Here is a 25,473-nt window from a genome sequence, read left to right as displayed (position 1 = left end):
GACGGCTGTCGTCCGATGACGGCGGCTCGGTCAGGCCGCGTTCCGACGGCGTCCCAGCAGCCACAGGCCCGCGCCCGCGCTGAGCAGGAGCAGGCCGCCGAGGAGCAGTCCCCTGCCGTCGACGCCGGTGTCGGCCAGCCCGTCGGGCGCCGCGACGTCGCCGTCGTTGTCGGTGCCGCCGTCCGGGCCGGTGGGCGCCGTGGTGTCCGGGATCGCGGGAGTGGATTCGCCGGGGGGCACGGTCGGCCGCGGCGCACTGCTTTCCGTCGGCTCGCCGGGTTCGGTCGGCCCGCCCGGCCCGTCACCGCCGTCGATGCGGAAGAGCGTGGTGGTGCCCGAGACCTCGTTGGCGACGGCCAGCAGCGGCGTGTCCGGCAGCGGGCTGTCCTCTGCCGCGATGAAGGTGAGACCCTCGGCCCCCAAATCGCCCGCCCGTCGCCAGTCCTCGGACTCGGGGTCCACGGAGAAATCGCGATTGTTGACATACCGCACGAACTCCGCCGAGGCGGGCTCGGTGACGTCGTAGACCATCACGCCGCCGATGCGCTCCAGGCCGATGAAGGCGTAGGTGCGGTCGTGGACGGTGCCGACGGTCACGCCCTCCGGCTCGGGTCCCTTGTCGTCGCTGCGGTTGTCGAAGGTGTTCTCGGTGTGGTTGCTGTTGAACATCTCCGGGTATCGCTCGGCGGTGATGCGCTCGAAGTCGGCGCCGGAGTCGAAGACCTGCTCGCCATCGGTCGTCCAGATCGAGAAGGACCGCCCGCCGAAGGAGTACAGCTCCTCGTAGCAGGGCTCGTCGCCCTCGCGCAGCCCGTCGGCGGCGGTGACGTTGAGCCTGCCGAGGTTCTCCTCGGCGACCAGTTCCTCGACGCCGCCGGGAAAGTCCGCGAAGGCGTCCTCGCATAACGGCGCGACCTCGTCCACGAGGTCCGCCACGCGGTACTCCTCGCCGTAGCCCGCCCAGTCGCGGGAGTCGCCCTCGTTGGCCGTGACGAGGTAGGTCGCCCCGTCCGCCTCGTACGCGGCCATGCCGTCGGGCTGGTAGACGCCCTTGATCGGCCAGGATTCGATGGCGATCGCGCCGTCGCGATTGGAGACGTCGAGTTCGGCGCCCGGCAGGGAGTGATCCTTGAAGCCGAGCGGCAGGATGTCGGTGACCTCGGCGGCGGCGATGTCGACGACGGCGACGGCGTTGGCCTCCTGGAGTGCGACGTAGGCGGTGGCGCCCGTCGCGTCGACGGCGACGTACTCCGGTTCGAGGTTCTCCGAGACCCGGCGCTGCGGGTCGGTCGTCGGCCCGAACACGCGGACGTCCGCGGGCAGTTCCCGGCCGCCGTCGGGGTCCCAGGCGCGGAAGTCGGCGGTGCGCACGTCGTCCTGCGTCAGCTCGCCGATCACACCGGCCACGTCGACGACCGACACCGAGCCCTCCGGGTCGACGGAGTAGTCCTCGGCGGGTTCGCCCTCGTTGGCGACGAGCAGGGTGTCGCCGTCGGGGGTGAAGGTGAGCATGTCCGGCAGCGAACCGACCCGTACCGCGTCGCGCGGCTCACCGTCGACGTAGAAGACCACCCAGCCCGCGTCGGTCTTCGGGTCGGCCTCCACCGCGACCGCGACGAGTCCGTCCGCTCGCACGTCGACCGAGTTGACCACGGCACCGTCGCCGACGGCGGACCCGTCCGCGGCCGGGACGCCGACGGTCTCCAGGCTCGACACGAGCGTCGGCGTCGTCGGGTCGGCGATGTCCAGCACGTCGATGCGGGCCGCCGCCGCGTTGACCACGAAGAGCTGCTGCCGTCCCGGGTCATGGGCGACGATCTCGGCGGCGCTGGCGTCGTACACGCCGCTCGCGTGGGTGCCGAGCACCGAAAGGGACAGCGGACCCGGCCCGTGGCCGTCGAGCCGGTCGGGCTGTGCGAGGGCGGGCGGTGCGGCGAGCAGTGCGAGGGTCGTCGCAGCCAGTGCCGTGACGGAGAGACGTCGCATCAGGGGACTCCAGGTTCGATGGGCCCGTCCATCACAGTGCAGCCATATGAGGCTCACGTGGAACACACATGTCCCGACGGTGTGACCTGTCCGTCGCACAGGTGAACAGCGCTGATCAGGGGCTCGCGGGTGACGGCCCGCGCCGGTCCGATCCCGGCGCGCGAACACCCTCGGCCGGTCCGATCCCGGCGCGCGAACACCCATCCGCTCAGCCCGGACACCGCCCGAACACCGGCCGAGTCGGAAGCACTCATGACCCGGCAGGCCCGAGCCCGAGGTGCGGACGACCCGAGCCGATCCATCCGCCCGGCGTCCGACACCCGACCCTCGACGGCCCGGCGGGCCCGGACGGGCCGTGCTCCCGGCGGTCCGCGCAGGCGGGCCGTTCGCGAGCCGGAGCCCGCCGACGCCGCCGGCCGTGTCGACCCGTTCGCGCGACTGACTTCCCGAGAGCGGGAGGTGCTGGATCACGAAGCACACGGCCGGATCGACGGGCTGATCGTCCGCATGATGCCCGTGGCGCGCGGCGCGGTGGAGGAGCACGTCGACGCGGCCGCCTGCAGGCTCGGCCTGGCCGAGGTCGCGGGATACGACCGTCGGTCCTGGCGATGCCGCGGCATCCGGGGCTCATGACGCCGACGAAGGGTCAGCGCTCGCGGTAGCGCTCGATGGTCTGAGTAGTGTCCTCGGCGACGATGATCTGCGTCCGCTCGGGGTCGGCGGGCTCCTCGGTGGCGGGGTCGATGCCCTGGGCCTTGAGTCTGCGGTTCTTCCGGACCCGCAGCACCACGAACACGACGACGGCCACGAGGACGGCGACGACCACGGCGCGGGAGAACACGCCCGCGTACTCGTCGACGATGTGCCAGTTCTCTCCCAGCTGATAACCGGCCACGACGAAGATCGTGTTCCAGATCAGGCTGCCGAGCGTGGTGAAGAGGACGAAGGTCACGATGGACATTCGCTCCACACCCGCGGGTATCGAGATGAAGCTGCGGAAGATCGGGACCATCCGGCCGAAGAACACGGCCTTGACTCCGTGCTTGATGAACCACGCCTCGGTCTTGTCGATGTCGTCCATCTTGACCAGCGGCAGCCTGGCGGCGATGGCCCTGGTGCGTTCCCGGCCGAGCAGCGCGCCGACGTAGTAGAGGACGATCGCGCCGACGACGGAGCCGGCCGTGGTCCAGATGAGCGCGCTCGCCAGGCTCATGTCACCCTGGCTGGCGGTGAATCCCGCCAGCGGCAGGATCACCTCACTGGGCAGCGGCGGGAAGAGGTTCTCCAGGGCGATGGCCAGTCCGGCACCCGGTCCGCCCAAGGTCTCCATCAGGCCGATGGCCCAGCCCGCGAGGCCTCCCGGCGGCTCCGATCCGGACTCCGCCGCCAGGTGAATGAGATTCATGCATGACTCCCTTGACTCATGCTGGAAATGCTCGGAGATCGACCGGCCGAGAAACATGAAAGCCACCATCGTCTTACCGAGACCACACCGCAGCGCCAGCCCTGAGGTTTCCCCAGACTACGCGGACACACCGGGTGATTCGGAGGCCTGTTCGGCTCTGAACACCGATTTCACGTGGCGAGATCGGCGCCGATGTGCGCGGCGGGAGAATGGCGCGAATGCAAGGTCGTATCGCCGAGTCCCGACACGAAAGGGCGCCGAGGAGATGGGCGCGAGACGCCGATCCCGCGGCACACGACGGGCCGCCCCGACTACCGCTCGACGGCGTCCGAGAGCCTGTCGTGGCGCGCGGCGCCCCGTCGCCGACCCGCGCGCCCACGGCAGCGGCCGCCGGCCGGCCGCGCCGACCACCAGGCGCCCGCGGTCAGACGCCCTCCGCCCACCACCATTAATATGCCTATGCGGGTATATTCCCAGCATGGCAACCGCCTTCGAAGTGCTCGCCGAGCCCCGCCGGAGGGAGATCCTGGACATCCTCCGAGCGGGCGAACGCCCGGTGGGCGAGCTCGTCTCCCGCCTCGCTCTCAGTCAGCCCGCCGTCTCCAAGCACCTCAGGGTGCTGCGGGAGGCGGGGCTGGTCGAGGTCCGTCACGATGCGCAGCGTCGCTGGTATCGGCTGTGTCCCGAACCGCTGGCGGAGATCGACAGCTGGCTGGCGCCGTATCGAAGGTTCTGGAGCGAGCGTCTCGACGCACTGGAACGACGACTCGAGGAGATGCCGGACGACCCGCCCACCTCCGGGGCCTGACCCGACGCCGCCCGCGCACGACTCGTCTTCGGCCCGGCCCACCCGAGCAACCGCATGAGCCTGCGGCCGAGCGATCAGAGGAGGAATCCCGATGGACCCGACCGAGCCCACGCTGCACACCGTCGACGGCCGCCCTCAGCTGCGGCTGCGCCGCGAACTGGCCCATCCGCCGGCGAAGGTGTGGCGGGCGATCACCGATCCCGCCGAGCTGGTGCACTGGTTCCCGGCCGCCGTGCGAACCGAGCTGCGGGCAGGCGCGCCGATGCACTTCGTCTTCGACGGTGGCGAACTCGTCGACACCGACGGCGAGATCCTGGAGATCGACCCGCCTAGGGTCTTCGTCTACCGCTGGGGACAGGAGGTGCTGCGCTGGGAGATCGTGCCCGCCGAGCACGGATGCGTCCTGGACTTCAGCCACACCTTCACCGGCCCGGACGCCTGGGGCGACCGGCTCGCCGCCCCGCGCCACGCCGCAGGCTGGATGGACTGCCTGGACGCGCTCGACGACCGGCTCGACGGCCGCCCCACCCCAGCGTCCGGGCCTGCCGACGGCGGGTGGTTCGACCGCTGCGAGCGGTACACCGAGGCGTTCGGCGTCGCCGAAGGCCTCGTCGACGAGACGCCCGAGGGATTCCGGCTGCGCGTCGCACGCGACCTCGTCCAGTCCGCCGAGGAGATCTGGGCCGTGCTCGGTTCCGATGAGGAGACGACTCCACCGGACGCCGCAGCCTCGGCGGGCCGGGCCGAGGACGCCGAGAACCGGGACGCCGACGGCGACGCGACGCCCACGACGGCACCGAGCGGCTCCCCCGCCGTGGGCGCGGCTCCCCCGCTGCGCTTCACCAACGGCTTCGTGCCTGCGGGCCCGGTCGTCGCCGTCGAACCCGCCAGGGTTCTGGAGTACCGCTGGGAACACGATGGAGCGCCTGCGGGGGTGCTCCGCTGGGAGTTCCACGCCCACGACTACGGCTGCGCGATCCAGATCGTGCAGACGGTCCCCGCCGCGCTGGCCGACAGCCGGGCAGACGCGCTGGCGGCCTGGCAGACCCACCTGGAGGTGCTGGCACGGACGCTACACGGCAGGCCGCAATGCTGGCCGTTCGACCGCACCGAGGAGTTGCGGCGCCGGTATGAGGCGCGGCTGAGCTGAGCGGTCGGGCCGGGCGTCTACCGACGGGCGGACGGGCCGGACGCGTTCGGCGAGCGGACGCCGACGGCCTCGATCCGGCCGCCCCCGCGTTCAGCGTCGGAACCGCCGTTCGGCGGCAGCCGGCGTGAGAAACGAACGACCCGCTCGCCCGGCGGGCATCCGCCCGCGCACGCTCGGCGACGGATCCCCGCCGTGCTCGACCGTCACACTCTTCGACCCCGTCTCGTCCTTCTCCTGTCGACCATGAACCGCGAGAAGAGGGAGTCGACGTGACGAGAGAGATCACCGTCGTCGGAGGCGGGCTGGCCGGCCTGGTCGCGGCGATCACCTGTGCGGAGGCGGGCGCCGCCGTCACCCTGCACGAGGCACACGCCCGGCTCGGCGGACGGGCCCGCGCCACCGAGGGACCGTATGTCGCCCACGACGGCGCCCACGTCTTCTACGCCGACGGGCCGCACTGGACGTGGCTGACCGAGCGAGGACTGACCGGCAGGCTCGGCAGGCCGCCCGCGCGGGCTCTCCTGCACGCGGGCTTCCGCTCCGGCGGACGCATCCGCCGCAGCCTGCCCGCAGGCTTCCTCCGGATGGTGCTGCATCGACGGCGGCCCGCGCCGGTCGATCGTGACTTCCACAGCTGGGCGAGCGAGCGTTACGGCGAGCGGGCCGCGCTGGCCGCCGCGAACGCGATCAGCGTGGCCACCTACGACGCGAACACCGGGCGACTCTCGGCGGCCTTCGTCTGGGGTCTGCTGCACCGGGTGTTCGCGCCCGCCCCGCCCGCCGTGCGCTGGGTCGTCGGCGGCTGGCAGGCCGTCGTCGACCGGCTCGCCGAGCGCGCCCGAGCCCTCGGCGTCCGTGTCGAACTCGGCTCCCGCGTCACCGAGATCGGCGCCGCACCGACCATCGTGGCCACGGAACTGGCCTCGGCACGAATCCTGCTCCGCGACGAGTCTCTGCACTGGGAGAGCGGACACTGCGAGATGCTGGACCTCGCGGTGCGCGAAGACCGACGCAGCGATCACTTCCTCGTCTTCGACCTGGATGAGGGCGGCTTCCACGAGTCCTACTCCATGCAGGACCCGACGGTGGCCCCGGCAGGCGAGTCGCTGTTTCAGCTGGACATGCCCGTGCGGTCCGGGGAGTCGAAGGCCGAGGCGCAGCGCAGACTGGGAAGGCTCGCCGATCTCGCCGTGCCGGGATGGCGGGAACGGACGGTCTGGAAGCGCACCGCCACGGCCCGGGGACGATCCGGCGCGCTCGACCTGCCCGGACGCACCTGGCGGGACCGGCCCGCGATCGATCGGGGCGGCGACGTGTTCCTCGCAGGCGACATGGTGGCCGCGCCGGGGATGCGCGGCGAGATCGCGATGAACAGCGCCGTCACCGCCGCGCGGGCGGCGCTGGCGGCCGTGGGGCCGGCCCGCGAAGCCCGCTGAGCCGCCGGGACCGACGTCCGGATCGACGTCGTGACGCGGCGATCCGGACGCCCGGCGGGGCACCCGCGCGATGCCGTCACGCCGGCAGGCGAGCCGTGGGCGGGCTGTGCGAGCAGACGAGCCGTGGAGGAGGCACGCGAACGCTCCGACAGACGGGACGCGCGTCCCAGCGAGCGAGCTCAGCGTGCGGCGAGCCGCAGGACGGTCTCCAACTGAGCCGAGGCGATCTCGACGTCCGCCTCCGGGAACAGCCCGATGCTGCGGACGCCCGCGTCCTCCAACGCCTCGACGTGTGCCACCGCGTCGTCGAACGTGCCCACCGGACCGAGTTCGCGCCACCAGTCCGGCGGCATCGTGACCAGGGCGTCGACGCCGTCCCGCGTGAAGAGATCGTGCAGATCCTGGAAGAAGGGCAGCACGGTGAGCCCGGGAGAGGGATCGGCCAGCTGCGTAGCGAGCCATGGCGCCATCCGCCGATAGGCGGTGGCCCGGTCCGCCTCGACACACAGGAAGGAGAACGCGACGACATGGAAGTCCGCCGGGCTCCCGGCCTGCTCGACGGCCGCCCGGACATAGGACGGGCTCGTGGGCTCGGCGAGCACCACCCCGCCCGCGGCACGCCCCGCGACGGCCAACGACTTCGGACCACGCACCCCGGCCAACAGCGGCGGCGGCGGGACGGGCGGCTGGTCGAGCGCGACCCGATCGAGCCGCACATAGCGGCCGTCGACGGTGACCTCCTCCCCCGCGAGCAGCCGATTCACGGCGCTGAGGACCTCCTCCAGCGCGGTCAGCGGCGAGGCGGGCCGCACGCCCATCTGACGCATCCAGGACTGGACGCCGTGCCCGATGCCGGGCAGCACCCGACCAGGGGCGAGCCCGCAGAGGGTGGCGATCTCCATCGCGGTGATCGCGGGGTTCCGGGCGACCGCGGGCAGGATGCCGATGCCCACCTTCAGTCGTTCGGTGACGGTCAGGGCCGCGGCGGCGAGGCTGACCCCGGCGGTGTAGAAGCAGTCCTCGATCAACCAGAGCTGGTCGGCGCCGCCCTCCTCCAGCCTGCGAGCGAACTCGGTGACCTTCGACGGTGCGAAGGTCCGGTGGAAGCACATTCCGATGTCGGCACGGCGCGTACTCATGATCTCACCCTAGTCGGGCCGGTGAGGCGGCTCGAATTCTCGCGCGATGCCGCCTGCCGTCACATCGTTCCGACGCCGTCCGGAGTCCGGGATACGACTGTCCGATCCGACACCGCGGCCTGGGGCGTGCGACAGGGCCTGGTCCTTCAGCACCACCATCCGATTCGGAGATCACATCAGACGCTCCACATACCGATCCCGAACAGCGGCGACGGCGGCTCCGAACCGACCGTAGAGTTCCATCTCGGAGTCCAGGGCCGCCAATGCCTCACCGATCCTCCGCTGCTCGGGCAACGGCGGCAGCACGACCGGCATCCGACTCAGCAGGCCGGTGCTGATGTTCTTGATCACCGAGCCTGTGGCGTTGCGTTCGAGCCAGGTCGCCGCCTCGGGTCCGCTCAAGTACTGGGTGAGGTAACCCGCGTCGAACAGTCGGGGGCCGGGTTTATGCCGAATCCGCATACATCCCGGCCCGAGCAGCCAGCCCTCCTGCACTGCTCCGACCCGTCCGTAACGGCCGAGATCACCAGTGCGCGTACAGACGATGTCGTCCTCGAGAAGTCGGTACCGAGCCATTGTCTCGGCAGTCTTCTCCGAGACCCGATGTTGATCGGCGACGACGAGACGGCGATGCCGAATGGTGCGGGGGAGCACGACGGGGACGAACCCCGAGCCGTCGGCACCTCGGTTCCGGAGTGTGCCCAGGCCTGCGAGCAGCTCAGCGATATCGCCCAGTCGCACTTCCCGTCGACCGCGGACGACGGCCCCCTGCGGACTCGCTCGATCCAGGACATCGCTGAGTGCGCGTTCCCGCGTTCGTCGGACCGCTCGCGCCTCGGCGTCGAGCCTGCTGAGCAGATCACGCAACCGCTGTGTCTCACCTGCGCGATCTCGAGTTTCCGTGTCCCGCTGTGCGGCCTGCCGCACGCCTCGCCGCCGGGAAATCGGCGTGCCGCCTACGCCAATTGCTGACGGTCGTCAGTCCGACATCGATGCGCTCGGCCAGTTCGGTCGCGGTGATCCGCCGGTCGTCGGACCCGGTCACCTCACCCGAGGTCTCGACTACCGTCATCGCTGCTGCTCACGTCCGCAGAGCACCTCGTCGACCCTGTCCACCACAGCGAGCAACGTAACCATCCTCGGCGAGATGTATCCGAGCACCCGCTTGATCTTCATGTGGTCGGCTCGGAGATCGCGATAAAAGACGGGCTCATGGTGCATGATCCGATTTCGAAGCAGACGGACCGTGGTCAGATTGTCGTGCAAGACCTTCCGCTTGCCCTGATAGTGCGGAAACGCCCTGTGCAGCGCGGGCACCCACAGGGTGCGGTCGTACGACTGGCCCCTGCTGATCAGGGACACCCAGAAGCCGAGAGACAACTCCGCCACGACGGAATCGGTCGGGTGTCGGGGCCTGTCCTTCGAGTGACCTTCTCTTGGGCTGCGGCAAGGATGCGTCGGCCGTCCGCAGTCAGTGGGATGACCGTCCACCAGTCGGACCGACCGGACAACTCACATAATCGATCGTGCAGTGCGTTTCGCAGGGCCACCTCCAGGCAGTGCAACGAGGGGTAGAAGGCCTCCGAGACCCGCACGTTCCACCAGTAGAGGCGAAGGGCCGCCGCCTCGTCTCCACCTGCTGCGGCGAGGTACGGTGCGAACCGCGCCTCGGAGAGGACGACCCGGACCCAGTCCGGGAAATCAGCAGGCATGACTGCTCCTGGGGACGAACGAACGTGGCTTCCGTGGTACCGTCGAGGGGTACGCCCCGGGTACGCCTCTGCTTCGGCATGCCACCCGGGGCACAGTCATCTCTGCCGTGGATCGATCGCACTGCGGCTCATCGCAGCGCGCCGGCTGATCACCCTGAGGTCTCCTTGATCGAAGGGGAGGAGACCGCCTAGGTGGAGTGCAAGTATCGCCGTACGCAAAAGTGTGAACTCCGTGGCCGTCGGGTTCGAGTGTAACGCTGTCGACTTCCCGGCTTCACGATGTCTAGCTGCATCTTCAGTTGCCGTAGCGCGATCCAAACCACCTCTGATCCGCACGCAAGCTCTAGGAAAAATAAAAAGTGTGAAGTATCAGACCGCCGCACCGTGACCCCGCGCCGCACCAGGCACAGTCCGGTACTCCGCAAGCCCGAGGGTCCTTGCAGCCGTCATCGCCACGCCCGAACGAACGCAACCGGGCTGCCACCACTGCTCCGGACCGCAGGCCAACCCGATGTCGGAATTCCGGAAGCCCTCATCACCACAGACGCCGATCCAGGCAGGCGGCAGCCGAGAGTCGACTGACCTTCACGATATGGCCGGTGAGCCCATCGCCCGCGCACGGACGCTCCCTTGAGAGTACGAGTGCCTCATCGCCGAGCCATCCTCGTCGTCGAGCGACACGGGGGCCGGTGTCGAGGGCGGCTCGCCTCTCGATGGACTCGTCCTTCTTCGCCGAGCACTCGAGGCCCGCGGAGCACGGAGGCCGTGCGAACGCAGAAGGCTCGCGCTCATGGAACGAGCGCGAGCCTTCTCCCACATACGTGGAGGTGCCGGGAATCGAACCCGGGTCCTCCGTCGCCTCATCAGGACTTCTCCGTGCGCAGTCCGTCTTGTCTCTACTCGGCTCCACCGGTCTCACGGACAAGCCGGTGTGACGAGCCCAGCCGCTGTAAGTGTCCTACCAGGCCCCGCGGCCAAACCTGGTAGTTGAGCCTCCTAGCTGATGCCGGGGTCCGGGACGGAGGCGTTCCCGGTCCGACAGAGTAATTCCTCGCTCAGGCAGCGAGGGCGTACTCGGCGCGACTCTTGTTGTCGGCGCTTATTGATGTGCGGCGACGCTCAAGGTGGTCTCCCGCCTGCACCTGCACGCTTCTCCTGACTCAACGTCCGAAGTCGAAACCGTTCACCCCCTTGGTGGTTACTGCACACAGCATAACGCCTCGACGGGCAGCGATCATTCCCATTAACAGCAGAACGTCCTGACCAGGAGTTTTCGTCTCCCGTACGGTGCTCGACGGGCGCCGGAGCCGTCCGTCGACGAGCCGACGAGCCAACCCCGCGGGCGGGCGGAGCATCCGAGCCACGCGAATCCGGACACCCAGCGTCAGCGACCTGGTCGCAGTCGTCGACGGTGGGTCACCGAGTGACGACGGACCGGCCGTGGCGGCCGGGAGCCGGCGTGAGCGGGGCTGGCGCGGTCGAGGGCAGGCGCGAGCGGACGCCCACGACCACCACCCGGTCCGGAGGCGACGACGCCTCCGGTCAGCGGCGTCCCCGCTTCAGGGCCCGACCGTAGGCCCTGGCGATCTCCCGGTCGGCGTCCCGCCGGGCGATGTCCTGCCGCTTGTCATGGGCCTTCTTGCCCTTGGCCAGCGCCAGTTCGACCTTCACCTTGCCGTCCTGGAAGTACATCGACAGCGGCACGAGGCTCAGGCCGCTCTCCCTCGTCTTGCCGATGAGCCGCAGGATCTCCCCCTTGTGCAGCAGGAGCTTGCGGGCCCGCCGAGGCTCGTGGTTCGTCCACGTGCCCAGCTCGTACTCGCCGATGTGCAGACCCCGCAGCCAGACCTCGCCGTCGTCGACCGTGGCGAACGCGTCCGCGAGCGAGGCCCGCCCCGCCCGCAGCGACTTCACCTCGGTGCCGACCAGCACCACACCCGCCTCATAGGTGTCCTGGACCTGGAAGTCGTGTCGGGCCTTGCGGTTCGACACGATCACCTTGCGTCCTTGTTCCCTGGCCATGTCGACGACTCTAACCCGCTCGGCAACGGCTTTTGCGGCGACGCCCGAGCATGCGCGGCTCCGTCGTGCGGTGGGTGGAAGTCGGTGACCGCCGAGTCGTGAGAACACTCCTGGGACACGCTGTGAGCTGTGGGAAGACGATCGTACGAACGACTCCGCACCGTGCCGGGCGGCCGCTGCGACTAAGACCGGCCCGCGCGATGCACGCGTCTCGGTGCGGTTCCGCCCCGGCCGAGGTCGGGTGCGACCTGACGACGCCGTCGAGGCTGACTGAACGGGAGACGACCCGCCGCGAGCCGACTAGGTCCGGACGTAGAGCCGCAGCGTGACGTAACCGGTCACGGCCGAGATCACCACCGCGACGCCGAGCAGGATCGGCGAGACGAGCAGCACGTCGGCCATGCCGAGTCTCGGGATGATGCTCGCCTCGATCGGCCCCTGAAGCACTCGGTCGAGGAAGGTGAACTTCGCGACGATCACTCCGCCGATGGCCAGCAGCGAACCGATCACACCGGCGACCACGGCCTCGATCAGGAAGGGCAGCTGTGTGTACCACCGACTCGCGCCGACCAGCCGCATGATGCCCACCTCGGTACGTCGGGTGAACGCCGAGAGCTGGATGGTGTTGGAGATCAGCAGCAGCGCGGCCACGGCCTGGATCAGTGCCACCGCGAACACGGCGTTGCGGACCCCGGCGAGCACCTCGAACAGGCGATCCAGGTAGTCGGCCTGGTTGGCGACCCGGTGCACGCCCGGCTGGCCCGCGAACTCCGCCTCCAGGGCCGGATAGCGCTCCGGGTCCTCGAGCTTGATCTTCAGCGCGGCGGGCAGGGACTCCGGGCGGGTCAGGTCGACCAGTTCCGGCTGGCCCTGGAAGAGCTCCACGAAACGCTCGTAGGCCCGGTCGCGGCTCTCGAAGTCGACCGTCTCGATGCCGTTGGCGGCCTGGACCGACGACCACAGGCTCGCGCAGGGCTCCTGGGTGCAGTCCGAGTCCGTCGCGCTCACGTCCTCGGTCAGATAGATGTAGACCTCGACCCGTTCCTGAAACAGGTCCTCCATCTGGTCGATCATGCGAACGACGAGCAGCCCGCCGCCGAGCAGGCCGAGCGAGATCGCCGTGGTGAGGATCATCGCGACGGTCATCGTGACATTCCGGCGCAAGCCGGTGAGAACCTCGCTGAACACGAAACTGGCGCGCATGGGGGGCTGCGTTCCTCGAATCCGGGGGCGGGGAGGGGGAATAGGGAGGGGGAGCGTCAGAACATCACGCTGATCGGGGGTGTCAGCGCCCGACGCCGTAGACGCCTCGAGAGTCGTCTCGGACGACCTTGCCGAGCTGGAGCTCGACGACCCGCCGTCGCATCGAGTCGACGATCGAGTGATCGTGGGTGGCCATCAGCACCGTCGTGCCGGTGCGATTGATGCGCTCCAACAGCAGCATGATGTCCTGGCTGGTGTCTGGATCCAGGTTTCCGGTCGGCTCGTCGGCCAGCAGCACCAGCGGCCGGTTGACGAAGGCCCGCGCGATCGCCACCCGCTGCTGCTCACCGCCGGACAGCTCGTTGGGCATCCGATCGGCCTTGCCGTCGAGCCCGACGAGCTGAAGAACCTCCGGGACCACCTTGCGCACGGTGTTCGGCGGCTTGCCGATCACCTCCAGTGCGAAGGCGACGTTCTCGGCGACCGTCTTGTTCACGAGCAGCCGGAAGTCCTGGAAGACGCAGCCGATGCGCTGCCGCAGTCGCGGTACTCGACGACGCGGCAGCTTCGTCAGATTCCAGGTGTCCACGTGGATGGAGCCCTTGCTGGGCAGCTCCTCGCGCAGCAGCAGACGGAGGAATGTCGACTTCCCAGAGCCGGACGGCCCGATGAGGAACACGAACTCGCCCTTGTCGACATTGACCGACACATCGTCGAGGGCGGGCCTGGTCGACGTCTTGTACGCCTTGGAGACGTGCTCAAGCCGGATCACGGAGCGCCATCCTACTCCCGGGGTACGGTGGTACCTCGAATCGCCCAGGGCTGTCACCAGGTGTGATGATCACCCTCGCTTCAGCTGCGCAGCGTCGCGAAACCATCACTCGCTCTGCTTACGCCACCGGATTCCGGCCTCGAGGAAGCCGTCGATGTCGCCGTCCAGAACGGCACCGGGGCTGCCGACCTCGTGCTCCGTGCGCAGGTCCTTGACCATCTGGTAGGGGTGCAGCACGTAGGTCCGCATCTGGTTGCCCCAGCTCGACCCGCCGTCGCCCTTGAGCGCGTCGATCTTGGCCTGCTGCTCCCGACGCTGCCGCTCCAGCAGCTTCGCCTGGAGGACTCCCATCGCGGTCGCCCGGTTCTGCAGCTGCGACCGCTCGTTCTGACAGGAGACGACGATCCCGCTGGGGATGTGGGTGATGCGCACGGCGGAGTCGGTGGTGTTGACGCCCTGTCCGCCCGGCCCGGAGGAGCGGTAGACGTCGATCCGCAGTTCCTTCTCGTCGATCTCGACGTGGTCGGACTGCTCGACGGCGGGCACGACCTCGACACCCGCGAACGAGGTCTGGCGACGGCCCTGGTTGTCGAACGGCGAGATGCGCACCAGCCGGTGCGTGCCCTGCTCGACGGACAGCGTGCCGTAGGCGAACGGCGCCGCCACCTTGAAGGTGGTCGACTTGATCCCCGCCTCCTCCGCGTAGGAGGTCTCGAAGACGTCCGTCCGGTAGCCGTGCCGCTCCGCCCAGCGCAGGTACATCCGCATCAGCATCTCGGTGAAGTCCGCGGCGTCCACGCCGCCCGCCTCGGCGCGCACCGTGACCAGCGCGTCGCGCTCGTCGTACTCACCGGAGAGCAGGGTGCGGACCTCGACCGACGCGATGTCCTTGCGGAGCCGTTCGCGCTCGGCGTCGGCCTCGGCGACCGAGCCGGGATCGCCCTCCTCCTCGGCCAGTTCATAGAGCACACCGAGATCGTCGAGGCGACCGCGCAGGCGCTCGACCCGACGCAGTTCCCCCTGACGATGAGCGAGCTGGCTGGTGACGTCCTGGGCGCGTTCGACGTCGTCCCAGAGGCCGGGCAGTGCCGCCTCTTGCTCCAACTCCTCGATGCGAGCCCGCAGGTCTTCCAGGCCCATCACTGCTTCGATGCTGCTGAGGGTGTTGGACAGTTCCTTGAGATCGGCTGCGACATCGGGATTCACGGCTTCGAAGGGTACGCGGCAGGCGGCCCGGTTCGCTCACGTGGGAGGTCTGGCGACCGGGTTCGCCGCCGCTGTCAACCGAGTGGAATGGAGTCCACCATCTTCACCAGCGCCCGACTGTGGCCCACGGCGAAGTCCGCGGCGGCCTTGGCGTACGGATCGCCGTCCGCCGCCTTGGCCGCGGCCTTCGCCGCGTCGAGACGGGCGACGGCCATCGGCCGGGCCCCCTCGACGAGCTTGCGCCGCTGTCGACTGGTGAGACTTCCGGAGTGGGCGAGCCGCAGCACGAGCGGGCTTCGGACGCTGTCCTGCCCGACGTCGGCGTTCAACCACGAACGGAACGCCCTGCGGCCTACGGGGGTGATCACATACTGCTGAGAGGATCGGGGCCCTTGGCGCCCGAGCTTCAGCAGCCCTTCCTCAGCCAACACCGGCAGCTCGCGGTATACCTGGCTGCGGGTGACGCTGAAGAACACGCCGAAGCGCTCACGCGCCGCGGCTACGAGTTCCCCGCCGGTCATCGGTCCCTCGTGCAGCAGACCGAGCAAGGCGGCTGAGGTGGCGTTCAACTCCGACACTCCTTCACGGTGCCACGGGGTCGCGATGCTGTCCACAATGGCCGAAGTCCCCGCTACGCCCCCGGTCACGGGCGCCTATGCCCCGAAAGAGTGAGTCTCGAAGCCATTCCCGGCGAGCCGCCGGCCACTGCCGTCACCATCGCCACACGCGGCCCATCGCGTACCACCGGTCGGGTCAGGCCCGCCGGCGGCTCGAATTACGCCGATCGGGTAGGCCGCCGCCGTGTCCGTCGGCCTGCCGAGTCGATGGGACGGAGGCAGCCGAACCCCACACCCCACGCCGATCGGACGTCACGGAGTCCGCGGTCGGCGCGGTGAGCCGTGGGGCCGGCGGCGGTGAGCCGTGGGGCCGTGGGCCGGTGCCTGCGACGTTCGTCCGGGCGGGAGGCTCGGGCACGGACTCGTCGGTCGTCGCGTGCCGGACCCTGGCTCGCCGGCGGGCGGGGCCGGGCAGGCGGCGAACGTCACCGAGTCCGTCGTCGTCCCCGTGACGACGACGATGCCGACGCCGGATCTCCGATCGAACGGACCATCGAGCGCACGCCGACCCGCCCCGGCCGCGAGGGCCGTCACCGACCCGGCACGGCATCACGCGACCCGCCGCCGAGCCAGGCCGCGCGACCGAGCCACACGGCCCGCCGCGGCCTCAGATCACGCGGCCCGCCGCGGTACGAATCACGCGGCCCGCCGCGGTACGAATCACGCGGCCCGCCGCGGTACGAATCGCGCGGCCCGCCGCGGTACGAATCGCGCGGCCCGCCGCGGTGTCCGACAATCCGCACCGGCGACGAGGAGGAACGATGGCCGACATCGGCTCCGCAACCACGGCTCCCCCGGTCTCGGGCCGCCGCGTCCCCCTCGCCATCGGCACGCTGATGCTCGCGATGCTCCTCGCCGCGCTCGATCAGACGATCGTCGCCACCGCGCTGCCCACCATCGTCGGCGACCTCGGCGGACTGTCACACATCTCCTGGGTCGTCACCGCCTACATCCTGGCCGCGACGGCCTTCACACCGCTGTGGGGCAAGCTCGGCGACCAGTACGGACGCAAGCATCTCTTCCAGATCGCCATCCTGATCTTCCTGGGCGGATCGGCACTGTGCGGACTGGCGCAGGAGATGAGTCACCTGATCGGCGCCCGAGCCGTGCAGGGGCTCGGCGGCGGCGGGCTCATGGTGCTCACACAGGCCAGCGTCGGAGACATCGTGTCCCCCCGTCAACGAGGCAGGTATCAGGGCTTCTTCGGCGCCACCTTCGGGGTCGCCAGCGTCGCGGGGCCGCTACTGGGCGGCTTCGTGGTCGACCACCTGACGTGGCACTGGGTCTTCTACATCAACCTGCCGCTGGGCATCCTGGCGATGATCGTCATCGGGCTCGTGCTTCCGGCAGGGACCACCCGGGAGAAGCACCGGATCGACTACCTGGGCACCGCGCTGCTCGCGGGCATCGCCGTCACACTCGTCCTGGTGACGTCCTGGGGCGGCACGAGGTGGCCGTGGGGCTCGCCCGTGATCATCGGCCTGGCGATCGGCGCGCTCGGGCTCCTCGTGCTCTGGGTGACCACCGAACGTCGGGCGGCCGAGCCGGTGCTCCCGCTCCGCCTGTTCTCCGACCGCGTGTTCTCCGTGGCGGTCGCCATCGCCTTCATCGTGGGCTTCGCGATGTTCGGCGCGCTGACGTATCTGCCGCTGTTCCTCCAGGTCGTCCACGGGGTGAGCCCCACGCTCTCCGGAGTGCATCTGCTGCCGATGGTCGGCGGGCTGTTCGTGACCTCCGTGATCAGCGGGCGACTCATCACCCGGCACGGGCGATACCGACTCTTCCCGATCGTGGGCACCGGCCTGGTCACGATCGCCATGGCCCTGCTCTCGACCATGACCGCCCAGACCTCCACGCTGGTCATGTCCCTCTACTTCTTCCTGCTGGGATTCGGCCTCGGCGGCGTACTACAGGTGCTCGTCATCGCCGTGCAGAACAGCGCCCCCTACCCGGACCTCGGTGCGGTGACGTCGGGGAACACCTTCTTCCGGTCGATCGGCGGCTCCTTCGGGGTCTCGCTGTTCGGCGCCGTGTTCGCCGACAGGCTGGCCGCCGCGTTGGCGGCGGCCGGACATCGGTCCCCGCTGCCGCCGGGCACCGACGCGCAGAGGCTCCAGTCCGACCCCGACGCCGTGCACAGCCTGCCGCCCGACCAGGCGCGCCAGGCGATCGACGCCTACGCCGACGCCATCGCGGACGTGTTCCTGGTCGCCACCCCGGTCGCGGCGGTCGCGTTCCTGCTCACCTGGTTCCTCCGGGAGGTTCCGCTGCGGGAGGCGACCAGCACGGCCGACCTCGGCGAGAGCGTCGGCGCCGCGCCCGCCACGCTCACCTCGCGAGAGCGACTGGATCGGGCACTGGCCCAGCACGCCGACCGTGACCTGCGGCGTGACTACTACCGCCGGCTGGCGACGAACGCGGGCGTGGACCTCCCGCCGGGATCCTGCTGGCTGCTGTGCAGCCTGTATCGCGCCGGGCCGGGCACCGGCACCGAACTGGCGAGACGGGCGAACACCACCGTGGCGGCGGGCAGGCCCTTCGCGCAGCGGCTCATCGACGATCGGCTCACCAGCGTTCACGACGACATCCTGGTCCTGACCGAACAGGGCGCCCAGGTCGCCGAGCGCCTGCTGGAGGCGTGTAGGCAGAGCCTGGAGGACTTCCTGCGCGACTGGTCGCCGCGCCTGCACCCCGAACTCCGCGAGATGCTGGCGATCCGGGCCAGGGAGCTGCTCGGGCACGAGATCGACCGGCCCGCCGACGTGAGCTGATCGCTCCGACGCGAACGGCAGCCGCCTCGGCGCCGCCCGAGGCGACCAGGACGGACCGTCGCCCCGCTCGTCGCACTCCGATCCGGCGGCGGTCGGCTCCGACTCCGGACCGCGCCCGCTGGTCACGAGGCACGGGATCGACGCGCCCCGGGCGGCAGACGCACCCGGATCTCCGACACGGGGTGCGGCTGGCGCCCGTGCCACCCGACGAGACAAGGCCCTGACATGCGAGAAGGCCCCCGGACGAATCCGAGGGCCTTCTCTCCTTGTAGCGGGGACAGGATTCGAACCTGCGACCTCTGGGTTATGAGCCCAGCGAGCTACCGAGCTGCTCCACCCCGCGCTGCAAGGACTACGTTACACGGTGCGGTGCCGATCGCCAAATCGGCACCGCACCGGGGCGGATGCGTCAGTTGCCTCCGCCGGAGGCCAGCTGCTCATAGCGCTCGATCGCCGTCGACAGGTCCTCGTAGGCCTGGCCCAGGTCGGCGAAGTCGCCACTCTGCTGAGCCGCGCGGACCCGCTCCAGGGCGTCGTTCATGTCGGCGACGGCCTCATCGAGATCGGCGGGCACCTCGACGGTGTCGCCGTCCTCGTCGTCGCCGGGCGGCACGCCCTGATCCTGGGTCGGCGGCGTCTCCGTCTCGTCGCCGCCGTTCTGGCCGTCGCCGCCGCCGGGCAGCTCGCCCTCGACGTCCTCACCGGTCGGGTCGGTGGCGCTCTCGCCCGCTCCCGTGCCGAAGACCTGGTCGAGCGCCTCCGAGAGCGTCGCCGCGTAGCCGACGCGCCCCTCGAAGCTGACCAGGACCCTCGCCAACTGCGGGAACGAGGACTCCTGGTTGACGCGCTCGATGTAGACCGGCTCCACGTAGAGGAGACCGCCGCCCACCGGCAGCGTCAGCAGGTTGCCGAACTGGACGTCGGTGGCCTGCTGCCGCAACAGGTTCAACTCGGTACTGACGTCGGACGAGGACACGAACTGCGTCTGCACCTGCTGCGGCCCCTGGGTCTGACTGTCCTCGGGCAGTGTCAGGACCGTGATGTCGCCATAGTTCTCCGGATCGGAGTTCACCGTCATGAAGGCGGAGAGGAACTGCCGGTTCAAGAACACCATGGCGCTGGTGAGCTGGAACGCCGTGTCCCCGGTCTCGTGGTCCTCGGCGAGGATGTAGTACGGCGGCTGCGGCGTGTTGGCGTCGCCGGGGTCGTCGCCGGTCGTCGGGTCCGAGGGCACGTTCCAGAAGCCGACGTTGGAGTAGAACTCGCTCGGGTTGTCGACGTGGTACCGCGAGATCAGGTCCCGCTGCACCTTGAAGAGGTCCTCCGGGTACCGGAAGTGCGCGCGGAGCTCGTCCGAGATCTGGTCCATGGGCTCGATGACGTCGGGGAAGGCGCCGCGCCAGGCGTCGAGGACCGGGTCCTCGTCGTCGACCTCGTAGAGCGTCACCGTGCCGTCGTAGGCGTCGACGGTGGCCTTGACCGAGTTGCGGATGTAGCTGATCTCGCGGTCCGGGGGCCTCGGGACGCCCGGCGCCTGGCTGACGCTGTCGTTGGTCGCCTCGGCCAACGGGGTCCGCTCGGAGTACGGGTAGTTGTCGAGCGTCGTGTAGGCGTCGACGATCCAGGTGATCCGTCCGTCGACCACGGCCGGGTAAGGGTCGCTGTCGACCGTGAGGAACGGCGCGACGTCGGACACCCGGTCGCGGGGGTTCCGGTTGTAGATGATCTTGGACTGCGAACCGATCGCCTCGTTGAACAGGATGTTCCGCTCGGCGTGGTAGGCGGCGAAGACGATCCGGTTGAACCAGTTGCCGATGCTGACGCCGCCCTCGCCGGTGTAGAGGTACCGGCTGTTGTCGGTGTCGTACTCGCGGTGCGTCGACTCGTCCTCGGGGTTCTCGGCGCCGACGATCGCGTAGTCGGTCACCAGCTCCCCGAAGTAGGTCCGGGGCTGGTCCACCGGGATGTCGCCGTTGCCGTCGTTGCTGACGTCGCTGAACGTGAAGTTCGGGTAGCCGCCCTGGCCGCCCGCGTCCGCCAGCGCGGAGTTCACCTCGTTGGCAGGCGCGGCGACGAAGCCGTTGCCGTGGGTGTAGACGAGATGCCGGTTGATCCAGGTGCCCTGGTTCTCGGCGAGCCCCTCGGTGTTCATCTCGCGCAGGGCCACGATGTAGTCCTGCGTCTTGCCGTCGACGGTGTAGCGGTCGACGTCGAGCTGGTCGGGGAAGCCGTAGAAGTTCCGGCGCTGCTGGAGCTGGGTGAACGTGTCGGTGAGCACGCTCGGGTCGAGCAGCCGGACGTTGGGGATCGTCGCGGTGTCCTCACGCAGATCCTCCGACGACAGCTCGCTGGTGCCCTCGTAGTCGACGAAGTTGACCTCGTCGATGCCGTAGGCGGCCCTGGTCGCCGCGATGTTGTTCTCGATCGACGGCGCCTCGGCGACGTTGGCGTTGGGCCGCACGGAGAACTGCTCCAGAGCGGCGGGCCACAGCGCGCCGAGCAGCACGCTGGAGACGACCATCAGCGCCGTCGCGATCGCGGGCCACTGGAGGTTCTTGCGCACCGCGCCGACGAAGAAGGCCGCCGCACAGATGACCGCGATGCACATCAGGATCAGCCGAGCGGGCAGCACCGCGTCGAGGTCGGTCGCGCTCGCACCGGTGAAGTTCTCATTGCGCTGCGAGAACAGCAGGGCGTAGCGGTCGAAGTAGTAGGCCACCGCCTTGAGCAGCACGAAGCTTCCCGCCAGCACGGCCAGCTGCACCTTGGTGGCGTCGGTCAGCTCGCCGCCCCGGCCCGCGAGCCGGATGCCGCCGAAGAGGTAGGCCGCGATGACGGAGCCGACGAAGCCGACCGCGATCGCGATGAAGCCCCAGTTCAGCAGCCACTGGTAGAACGGCAGGTCGAAGGCGTAGAAGCCGATGTCGAGGCCGAACTGCGGATCGACGTCGCCGAACGGCGTGGAGTTCAGGAAGAGCTGCGCCGTCTGCCAGTCGGCCTGGGCCGTGAGGCCGCCGACGATGCCCGCGATCACCGGGAGCCCGATGCCGACGAGCTTGATCCGCGCCACGATCGCGGAGCGATACCTGGCCACCGGATCATCGGGACCAGCGACCGGCGCGAACACCGGACGGTGGCGGTACGCGAGGTACAGACACAGCGCGAGCACGCCGGCCAACAGCACGCCGACGGCGAAGAACAACGCGACGCGGGTGAACAACACCGTGGTGAAGACATCGCGTCTGCCGACTTCGCCGAACCACAGCCAGTCGACGTAGGTACTCAACAGTCGTGAGCCGCTCAACAACAGCAGGAGCAGGATCGCACCGACTATGACGAGGATTCGGCTCCGGCGGGAAAGCTTCGGCATACTGACCGGGCTCCGCATCGCCACAGGGCACGCTCCAGGTTCGGGATCAGTTCCACCGGACGGACCCCAGGGTGATGCGCAGTCCGTCCTGCAATGTCCAACTCTACGACGAGGGTTCGAAGTTCCCGTCACCCCTATGAGAACACGGACCTCACACGACACCGGCTACTGACAAGGACTTTGGCATCGTGGTCAACGAGCCCGCTCCCGACCTGTCCGCCACGCTGCCCGCCGCGGCGCGCGAAGTGGAGGACTTCGTCTCCACCGGCGGCTGGGATCAGCCCACTCAACTCTTCGCCCTGGTGCGCACCGAGGAGCTGCTCTCGCGAGAACCGGGGCTGGCAGACCGGATCGACAGCGCGGCGTCGTTGACTCCCATCGCGCAGGACGAACTGCCCGACGGCGATCTCGGTGACGCGCTGGCCGGCATCGTCTGGCCGGACGGCGTGGACGGATGCGCGCTGGCGCAGGAGATCGTCGTGCTGCCCCCGGAGGCCGAGGCGGAGCTGCCGTCCGGCGAGGAGGACGGTGAGCTGGCGCGGCGCATCGCCGCGGAGCACCCGCATCGCAGGGAGGCGAGGGTCGTCGCCGCCGTGCTGCGCGACGGCACCGCGGCCTGCGTCCTGCGGCTGCGCGGGGAGGCCGCGGGCGAGGGCGACGAGGAGATCATCGAGCACCCCGAGCTGGCACCGAATCTCGTCGACGCGCTGCGGGCGACCTTCCAACCCTGAGGCGCGGCGCCGCGGCCTTCCGTCCGGTCTTCTCAGGACCGGCGATCACGAGGGAAGGCCGGCCGACGGGGCGGAGAGGCGGGCGATCGTCCGCCGACCTGCGGGCGAGCACGCGGACGCCCGGTCCACTGCGGCGGCCGGGCATCCCCGAGACGACTCACGGCGGAGCGTCGGGCGGGTGGCGGGCTGGTCGGCGCCGAGACGATCAGCCGCAGGTGGGAGCGTCGTCGCCGCCGTCGGCGAGGCTCTCCAACGAGTCGACGGCACCCGCCAGCGTCTCGACGCGAACCAGTCGCAGGCCGTCCGGCGCGTGGGGCACCGCCTCGACGCAGTTGTCCGCGGGCACCAGGAAGACGGTCGCGCCCTCCTCGCGGGCGGCCCGCATCTTGAACTGGATGCCGCCGATCGGTCCCACCCTGCCGTCGGAGGTGATCTCGCCGGTCCCGGCGACGGTGGCGCCGCCGGTGAGGTCGCCGTCCTCCAGTTTGTCGACGATCGCGAGCGCGAAGATCAGGCCTGCGGACGGGCCGCCGACCTCGGACAGCTCGATGTCGATGTCGAAGTCGACCTCCGGCTCCGTGACCGGGACGATGCCGAGGAATCCGTGCGACCGACCCTCGTTCGCGCCGAGTGTCACCGTCTCGGTGCGCTCCTCGCCGTCCCTGGAGACCACCACCCGCACCTCGTCGCCGGGCGCGGTCTCCGTCAGCGAGTTCTGCACCTGTCGATCGTCGACCGTCTCGGTGCCGTGCACGGACAGGATGCGGTCGCCCGGCTCCAGGACGCCGTCGCTGGGACCGTCCGCGACGACCTGCCCGACCGAGACGAAGGTGGGGTAGCCCAGGTGACGCAGGGCGGCGCTCTCCGCGCTGGTCTGCGAGGTCTCGAAGGCCTGTCGGTTCTCGTTCTCGACGTCCTCCTGCGTGCGGTCCGGCGGGTAGAACTCCTCCTCCGGCGCGAGCGCGTATCTCCCGCTCCCCCACAGACCCAGCGCACCGAACAGGGACAGCTCGGTGGTGACCGAGACGGTGGTCATGCGCAGCTGACCATCGGGCGGGAAGACCTCCGGCCCCTCGCCGATGGAGATGACCTCCTCGGCGGCCGAGCCCTCCTGGAGGGTCAGCTCACCCAGCGTGTCGTAGGTCGGTCCCGGACCGAGCGCGACGTACGGCACCTTGACGAAGGCACCGAGAAGGCCGAAGACGGCGACCAGCAACGCGCTGACCACAAGGGTCCAGGTTCGGCGGTTCACGCACCAGAGACTACGGAAACGGCCCTGCCTGGCGTGACCGGACTCTCGCGGCGGTGTTCGCCACGGGCTGATGCCGGGACGTCCTCTCCTCGCGTACGCGGACGGCCCGCCGCGTACCGTGGGGGTATGACCGATCTGCCGTTTGGGTTCAATCCGTCGGACGATCCCGAGGGCCGGAGGGACCGCGACAACCCCTCCGAACGCCCTGAGGGGAGTTCCGGCGCGAACCCGTTCGGCTTCTCCGGCGGAATGCCGCCCGGCGGGATGCCGCCCGGGATGCCGCCGGGAGGAATGCCGCCCGGTTTCGACATGAACCAGCTGGGGCAGATGTTCAGCCAGCTCGGGCAGATGTTCAGCCAGGCGTCCCAGGGCGGCGGCGGCCCGGTCAACTACGACCTGGCCAAACAGCTCGCCTTCCAGCATCTCGACTCGCAGGGCAGACGGGAGTCGCCGACGTCGGCGCAGCGCACCGCCGCGAGCGACGCCGTGCGGCTGGCCGAGCTGTGGTTGGACGAGTCCACCACGCTGCCCGTCGGCGCCCGCCTGGTGGAGGTCTGGTCGGCGAAGCAGTGGGTGGAGCAGTCGTTGCCCACCTGGCAGCGGTTGTGTGATCCGGTGGTGCAGCGCATCTCCGCCGCGTGGATCGAGACGCTGCCGGAGGAGGCCAAGCAGGCGGCCGGTCCGCTGCTCAACATGCTCGGTCAGATGGGCGGCATGGCTTACGGCTCGCAGCTCGGCGGCGCACTCGGTCAGCTCGGCGCCGAGGTGCTCAGCGCGACGGAGATCGGGCTGCCGCTGGGCAAGGAGGGCGTGGCGGCGCTGCTGCCCGCCAACATCGAGCGGTTCACCGGTGGGCTGGAACGCCCGGCGCACGAGGTGCTGGTCTTCCTGGCCGCACGCGAGGCCGCGCACCACCGGCTGTTCACCCACGTCTCGTGGCTGCGGCAGGGCCTGTTCGGTGCCGTGGAGGAGTTCTCCCAGGGCATCCGGGTCGACGTCTCAGCCATGGAGGACCTCGCCACCAAGATCGACCCGAGCAACCCGGCCTCGTTGGAGGAGGCGATGCGCTCCGGCCTGCTCGAACCCGAGCGGACGCCTGCCCAGCAGCAGGCCCTGGTCCGGCTGGAGACGCTGCTCGCGCTGGTCGAGGGCTGGATCGACGTCGTGGTCGGCGACGCGGTCGGCGAGCGGCTGCCGGGAGCGGACGCGCTGCGCGAGACGCTGCGGCGTCGGCGGGCCAGCGGGGGGCCTGCGGAGCAGACCTTCGCGACGCTCGTCGGACTCGACCTGCGTCCCCGTCAGCTGCGCGCGGCGGCGACACTCTGGCGAGGCCTGTCCGACCGGCACGGCAAGGAGGCAAGGGACGCGCTCTGGGACCACCCCGATCTGCTGCCGACGGCCGAGGACCTCGCCGAGCCGGTGGAGTTCGTCGAGCGCTTCGGCGCGCAGCGCGGCGAGCTGGACGATCCGCTCGCGGCGTTGGAGGCGGCTCGGCGTCGCAAGGAGGGCCGGCCGGACTCCGCAGGCGCGACGGGCGGGTCCGCCGGGGCGGGAGAGTCGGGTGGCACGACGTCCAGCGACGGTTCCGAGGGCGACCGCCCGCAGCGCGGTCAGGGCACCGACCGCGACGACGACTGACGCCTGCGACGGCTGAGACGGGCGGCCGCTGAGGCGGCCGACGACGTCTCGCGCGCCGCGATCCTCGTCGCGACGGAGTCGCGGAGCGGATCGGGACCGCCTCGACGACCACCGCGAGACGATCACCACCGGCCCGTCTTCCGGAGGGGCCCTGCGGTGTCTGAGTGCGGCGACGCCATGCAGACGACTCGGTGCGGCGGCTCCGGGCGGCACGCTGGCCGAGGGTCGTCGACGGCCCCGGTCACGGCGTGCGCG

The 25,473-nt window shown here is 70.0% G+C and carries 20 protein-coding genes, 1 tRNA gene and 1 other RNA gene; 8 read left to right on the top strand and 14 right to left on the bottom strand.

Translation table 11 applies throughout. The features are described 5' to 3' along the window. Positions 1-30: 30 nt before the first annotated feature. Complete coding sequence (locus AHOG_RS04850) at positions 31-1,986, bottom strand: choice-of-anchor I family protein (RefSeq protein ID WP_184451000.1); 1,956 nt, start codon at positions 1,984-1,986, stop codon at positions 31-33. 459 nt (positions 1,987-2,445) lie between these two features. On the opposite strand from AHOG_RS04850, the gene AHOG_RS28280 reads away from it, so the two are divergent. Next, entirely contained in the window at positions 2,446-2,619 is a 174-nt protein-coding gene (locus AHOG_RS28280) for a hypothetical protein (RefSeq protein WP_157736637.1), read from the top strand. A gap of 13 nt (positions 2,620-2,632) precedes the next feature. Here AHOG_RS28280 and AHOG_RS04840 read toward each other — a convergent pair whose 3' ends face one another. Further along, positions 2,633-3,391, bottom strand: coding sequence for a DedA family protein (locus AHOG_RS04840; protein WP_093940270.1), 759 nt, complete (start codon positions 3,389-3,391; stop codon positions 2,633-2,635). 478 nt (positions 3,392-3,869) lie between these two features. On the opposite strand from AHOG_RS04840, the gene AHOG_RS04835 reads away from it, so the two are divergent. The 3 genes from AHOG_RS04835 (at position 3,870) to AHOG_RS04825 (ending at position 6,785) form a co-directional block, all read left to right on the top strand. Continuing rightward, complete coding sequence (locus AHOG_RS04835; protein ID WP_093940269.1) at positions 3,870-4,199, top strand: ArsR/SmtB family transcription factor; 330 nt, start codon at positions 3,870-3,872, stop codon at positions 4,197-4,199. Positions 4,200-4,290: 91 nt separating this feature from the next. Further along, on the top strand, positions 4,291-5,349 hold the full coding sequence (locus AHOG_RS04830; RefSeq protein ID WP_093940268.1) for an SRPBCC family protein: 1,059 nt from the start codon (positions 4,291-4,293) through the stop codon (positions 5,347-5,349). A gap of 269 nt (positions 5,350-5,618) precedes the next feature. Then, a complete protein-coding gene (locus AHOG_RS04825; RefSeq protein WP_093940267.1) occupies positions 5,619-6,785 on the top strand; it encodes an FAD-dependent oxidoreductase in 1,167 nt (388 codons plus the stop codon). 179 nt (positions 6,786-6,964) lie between these two features. On the opposite strand, the gene AHOG_RS04820 is transcribed toward AHOG_RS04825, so the two are convergent. Together AHOG_RS04820 and AHOG_RS04815 are read right to left on the bottom strand one after the other, a co-directional pair. Continuing rightward, complete coding sequence (locus AHOG_RS04820) at positions 6,965-7,924, bottom strand: LLM class flavin-dependent oxidoreductase (protein ID WP_211290524.1); 960 nt, start codon at positions 7,922-7,924, stop codon at positions 6,965-6,967. Positions 7,925-8,095: 171 nt separating this feature from the next. Continuing rightward, positions 8,096-8,629, bottom strand: a complete 534-nt coding sequence (locus AHOG_RS04815) for a restriction endonuclease subunit S (protein ID WP_245856841.1) — start codon at positions 8,627-8,629, stop codon at positions 8,096-8,098. Here AHOG_RS04815 and AHOG_RS29760 point away from each other — a divergent pair. After that, positions 8,528-8,896: a hypothetical protein gene (locus AHOG_RS29760; protein WP_245857126.1), complete on the top strand. Its 369-nt coding sequence runs from the start codon at positions 8,528-8,530 to the stop codon at positions 8,894-8,896. The two genes, AHOG_RS04815 and AHOG_RS29760, sit on opposite strands and share 102 nt — an antisense overlap. Before the next feature lie 96 nt (positions 8,897-8,992). Here the strand turns inward: AHOG_RS29760 and AHOG_RS29755 are convergent, their stop codons facing one another. From AHOG_RS29755 to AHOG_RS04780, 7 genes are all read right to left on the bottom strand, one after another. Next, positions 8,993-9,313, bottom strand: a complete 321-nt coding sequence (locus AHOG_RS29755) for a hypothetical protein (RefSeq protein WP_245856565.1) — start codon at positions 9,311-9,313, stop codon at positions 8,993-8,995. Between the two features lie 1,142 nt (positions 9,314-10,455). After that, positions 10,456-10,827: a transfer-messenger RNA gene (gene ssrA / locus AHOG_RS04805) on the bottom strand. A 351-nt stretch (positions 10,828-11,178) separates the two neighbouring features. Continuing rightward, positions 11,179-11,658, bottom strand: a complete 480-nt coding sequence (smpB, locus tag AHOG_RS04800) for an SsrA-binding protein SmpB (RefSeq protein ID WP_093940264.1) — start codon at positions 11,656-11,658, stop codon at positions 11,179-11,181. Between the two features lie 300 nt (positions 11,659-11,958). After that, positions 11,959-12,861: a permease-like cell division protein FtsX gene (gene ftsX, locus AHOG_RS04795; protein ID WP_093940263.1), complete on the bottom strand. Its 903-nt coding sequence runs from the start codon at positions 12,859-12,861 to the stop codon at positions 11,959-11,961. 82 nt (positions 12,862-12,943) lie between these two features. Beyond that, positions 12,944-13,633 (bottom strand): cell division ATP-binding protein FtsE, encoded by a 690-nt coding sequence (ftsE, locus tag AHOG_RS04790; RefSeq protein ID WP_093940262.1) that lies wholly within the window; start codon positions 13,631-13,633, stop codon positions 12,944-12,946. A gap of 105 nt (positions 13,634-13,738) precedes the next feature. Continuing rightward, positions 13,739-14,839 carry a peptide chain release factor 2 gene (gene prfB, locus AHOG_RS04785; protein WP_093940261.1) on the bottom strand — a complete coding sequence of 367 codons (1,101 nt, stop codon included), beginning with the start codon at positions 14,837-14,839 and terminating at the stop codon, positions 13,739-13,741. 74 nt (positions 14,840-14,913) lie between these two features. After that, positions 14,914-15,417, bottom strand: a complete 504-nt coding sequence (locus AHOG_RS04780; protein WP_093940260.1) for a PadR family transcriptional regulator — start codon at positions 15,415-15,417, stop codon at positions 14,914-14,916. Positions 15,418-16,217: 800 nt separating this feature from the next. Here AHOG_RS04780 and AHOG_RS04775 point away from each other — a divergent pair. Next, positions 16,218-18,227 carry an MDR family MFS transporter gene (locus tag AHOG_RS04775; RefSeq protein WP_093940259.1) on the top strand — a complete coding sequence of 670 codons (2,010 nt, stop codon included), beginning with the start codon at positions 16,218-16,220 and terminating at the stop codon, positions 18,225-18,227. A 269-nt stretch (positions 18,228-18,496) separates the two neighbouring features. Here the strand turns inward: AHOG_RS04775 and AHOG_RS04770 are convergent. Together AHOG_RS04770 and AHOG_RS04765 are read right to left on the bottom strand one after the other, a co-directional pair. Next, a tRNA-Met gene (locus tag AHOG_RS04770) sits at positions 18,497-18,570 on the bottom strand. Between the two features lie 66 nt (positions 18,571-18,636). Continuing rightward, positions 18,637-21,597 (bottom strand): UPF0182 family membrane protein, encoded by a 2,961-nt coding sequence (locus AHOG_RS04765; RefSeq protein ID WP_245856564.1) that lies wholly within the window; start codon positions 21,595-21,597, stop codon positions 18,637-18,639. A gap of 188 nt (positions 21,598-21,785) precedes the next feature. On the opposite strand from AHOG_RS04765, the gene AHOG_RS04760 reads away from it, so the two are divergent. Then, on the top strand, positions 21,786-22,328 hold the full coding sequence (locus AHOG_RS04760; RefSeq protein WP_093940258.1) for a PPA1309 family protein: 543 nt from the start codon (positions 21,786-21,788) through the stop codon (positions 22,326-22,328). 205 nt (positions 22,329-22,533) lie between these two features. Here AHOG_RS04760 and AHOG_RS04755 read toward each other — a convergent pair whose 3' ends face one another. Then, a complete protein-coding gene (locus AHOG_RS04755; RefSeq protein ID WP_184450998.1) occupies positions 22,534-23,580 on the bottom strand; it encodes a YlbL family protein in 1,047 nt (348 codons plus the stop codon). Between the two features lie 126 nt (positions 23,581-23,706). Between AHOG_RS04755 and AHOG_RS04750 the strand changes: the two genes are divergently transcribed. Continuing rightward, positions 23,707-25,218: a zinc-dependent metalloprotease gene (locus AHOG_RS04750; RefSeq protein ID WP_093940257.1), complete on the top strand. Its 1,512-nt coding sequence runs from the start codon at positions 23,707-23,709 to the stop codon at positions 25,216-25,218. Positions 25,219-25,473: the final 255 nt, after the last annotated feature.

This window comes from Actinoalloteichus hoggarensis, assembly GCF_002234535.1.
Taxonomy (GTDB): domain Bacteria; phylum Actinomycetota; class Actinomycetes; order Mycobacteriales; family Pseudonocardiaceae; genus Actinoalloteichus_A; species Actinoalloteichus_A hoggarensis.
The sequence above is the reverse complement of the archived record's forward strand: the minus strand, read 5'-3'. Positions and strand labels throughout refer to the sequence as shown.

What these genes read in the sequence shown, in the direction of transcription:
- AHOG_RS04850 (WP_184451000.1), bottom strand. Translation starts at nt 1,986, where the DNA reads ATGCGACGTCTCTCCGTCACGGCACTGGCTGCGACGACCCTCGCACTG.
- AHOG_RS04840 (WP_093940270.1), bottom strand. Translation starts at nt 3,391, where the DNA reads ATGAATCTCATTCACCTGGCGGCGGAGTCCGGATCGGAGCCGCCGGGA.
- AHOG_RS04835 (WP_093940269.1), top strand. Translation starts at nt 3,870, where the DNA reads ATGGCAACCGCCTTCGAAGTGCTCGCCGAGCCCCGCCGGAGGGAGATC.
- AHOG_RS04830 (WP_093940268.1), top strand. Translation starts at nt 4,291, where the DNA reads ATGGACCCGACCGAGCCCACGCTGCACACCGTCGACGGCCGCCCTCAG.
- AHOG_RS04820 (WP_211290524.1), bottom strand. Translation starts at nt 7,924, where the DNA reads ATGAGTACGCGCCGTGCCGACATCGGAATGTGCTTCCACCGGACCTTC.
- AHOG_RS29760 (WP_245857126.1), top strand. Translation starts at nt 8,528, where the DNA reads ATGTTGATCGGCGACGACGAGACGGCGATGCCGAATGGTGCGGGGGAG.
- smpB (WP_093940264.1), bottom strand. Translation starts at nt 11,658, where the DNA reads ATGGCCAGGGAACAAGGACGCAAGGTGATCGTGTCGAACCGCAAGGCC.
- ftsX (WP_093940263.1), bottom strand. Translation starts at nt 12,861, where the DNA reads ATGCGCGCCAGTTTCGTGTTCAGCGAGGTTCTCACCGGCTTGCGCCGG.
- AHOG_RS04775 (WP_093940259.1), top strand. Translation starts at nt 16,218, where the DNA reads ATGGCCGACATCGGCTCCGCAACCACGGCTCCCCCGGTCTCGGGCCGC.
- AHOG_RS04765 (WP_245856564.1), bottom strand. Translation starts at nt 21,597, where the DNA reads ATGCCGAAGCTTTCCCGCCGGAGCCGAATCCTCGTCATAGTCGGTGCG.
- AHOG_RS04750 (WP_093940257.1), top strand. Translation starts at nt 23,707, where the DNA reads ATGACCGATCTGCCGTTTGGGTTCAATCCGTCGGACGATCCCGAGGGC.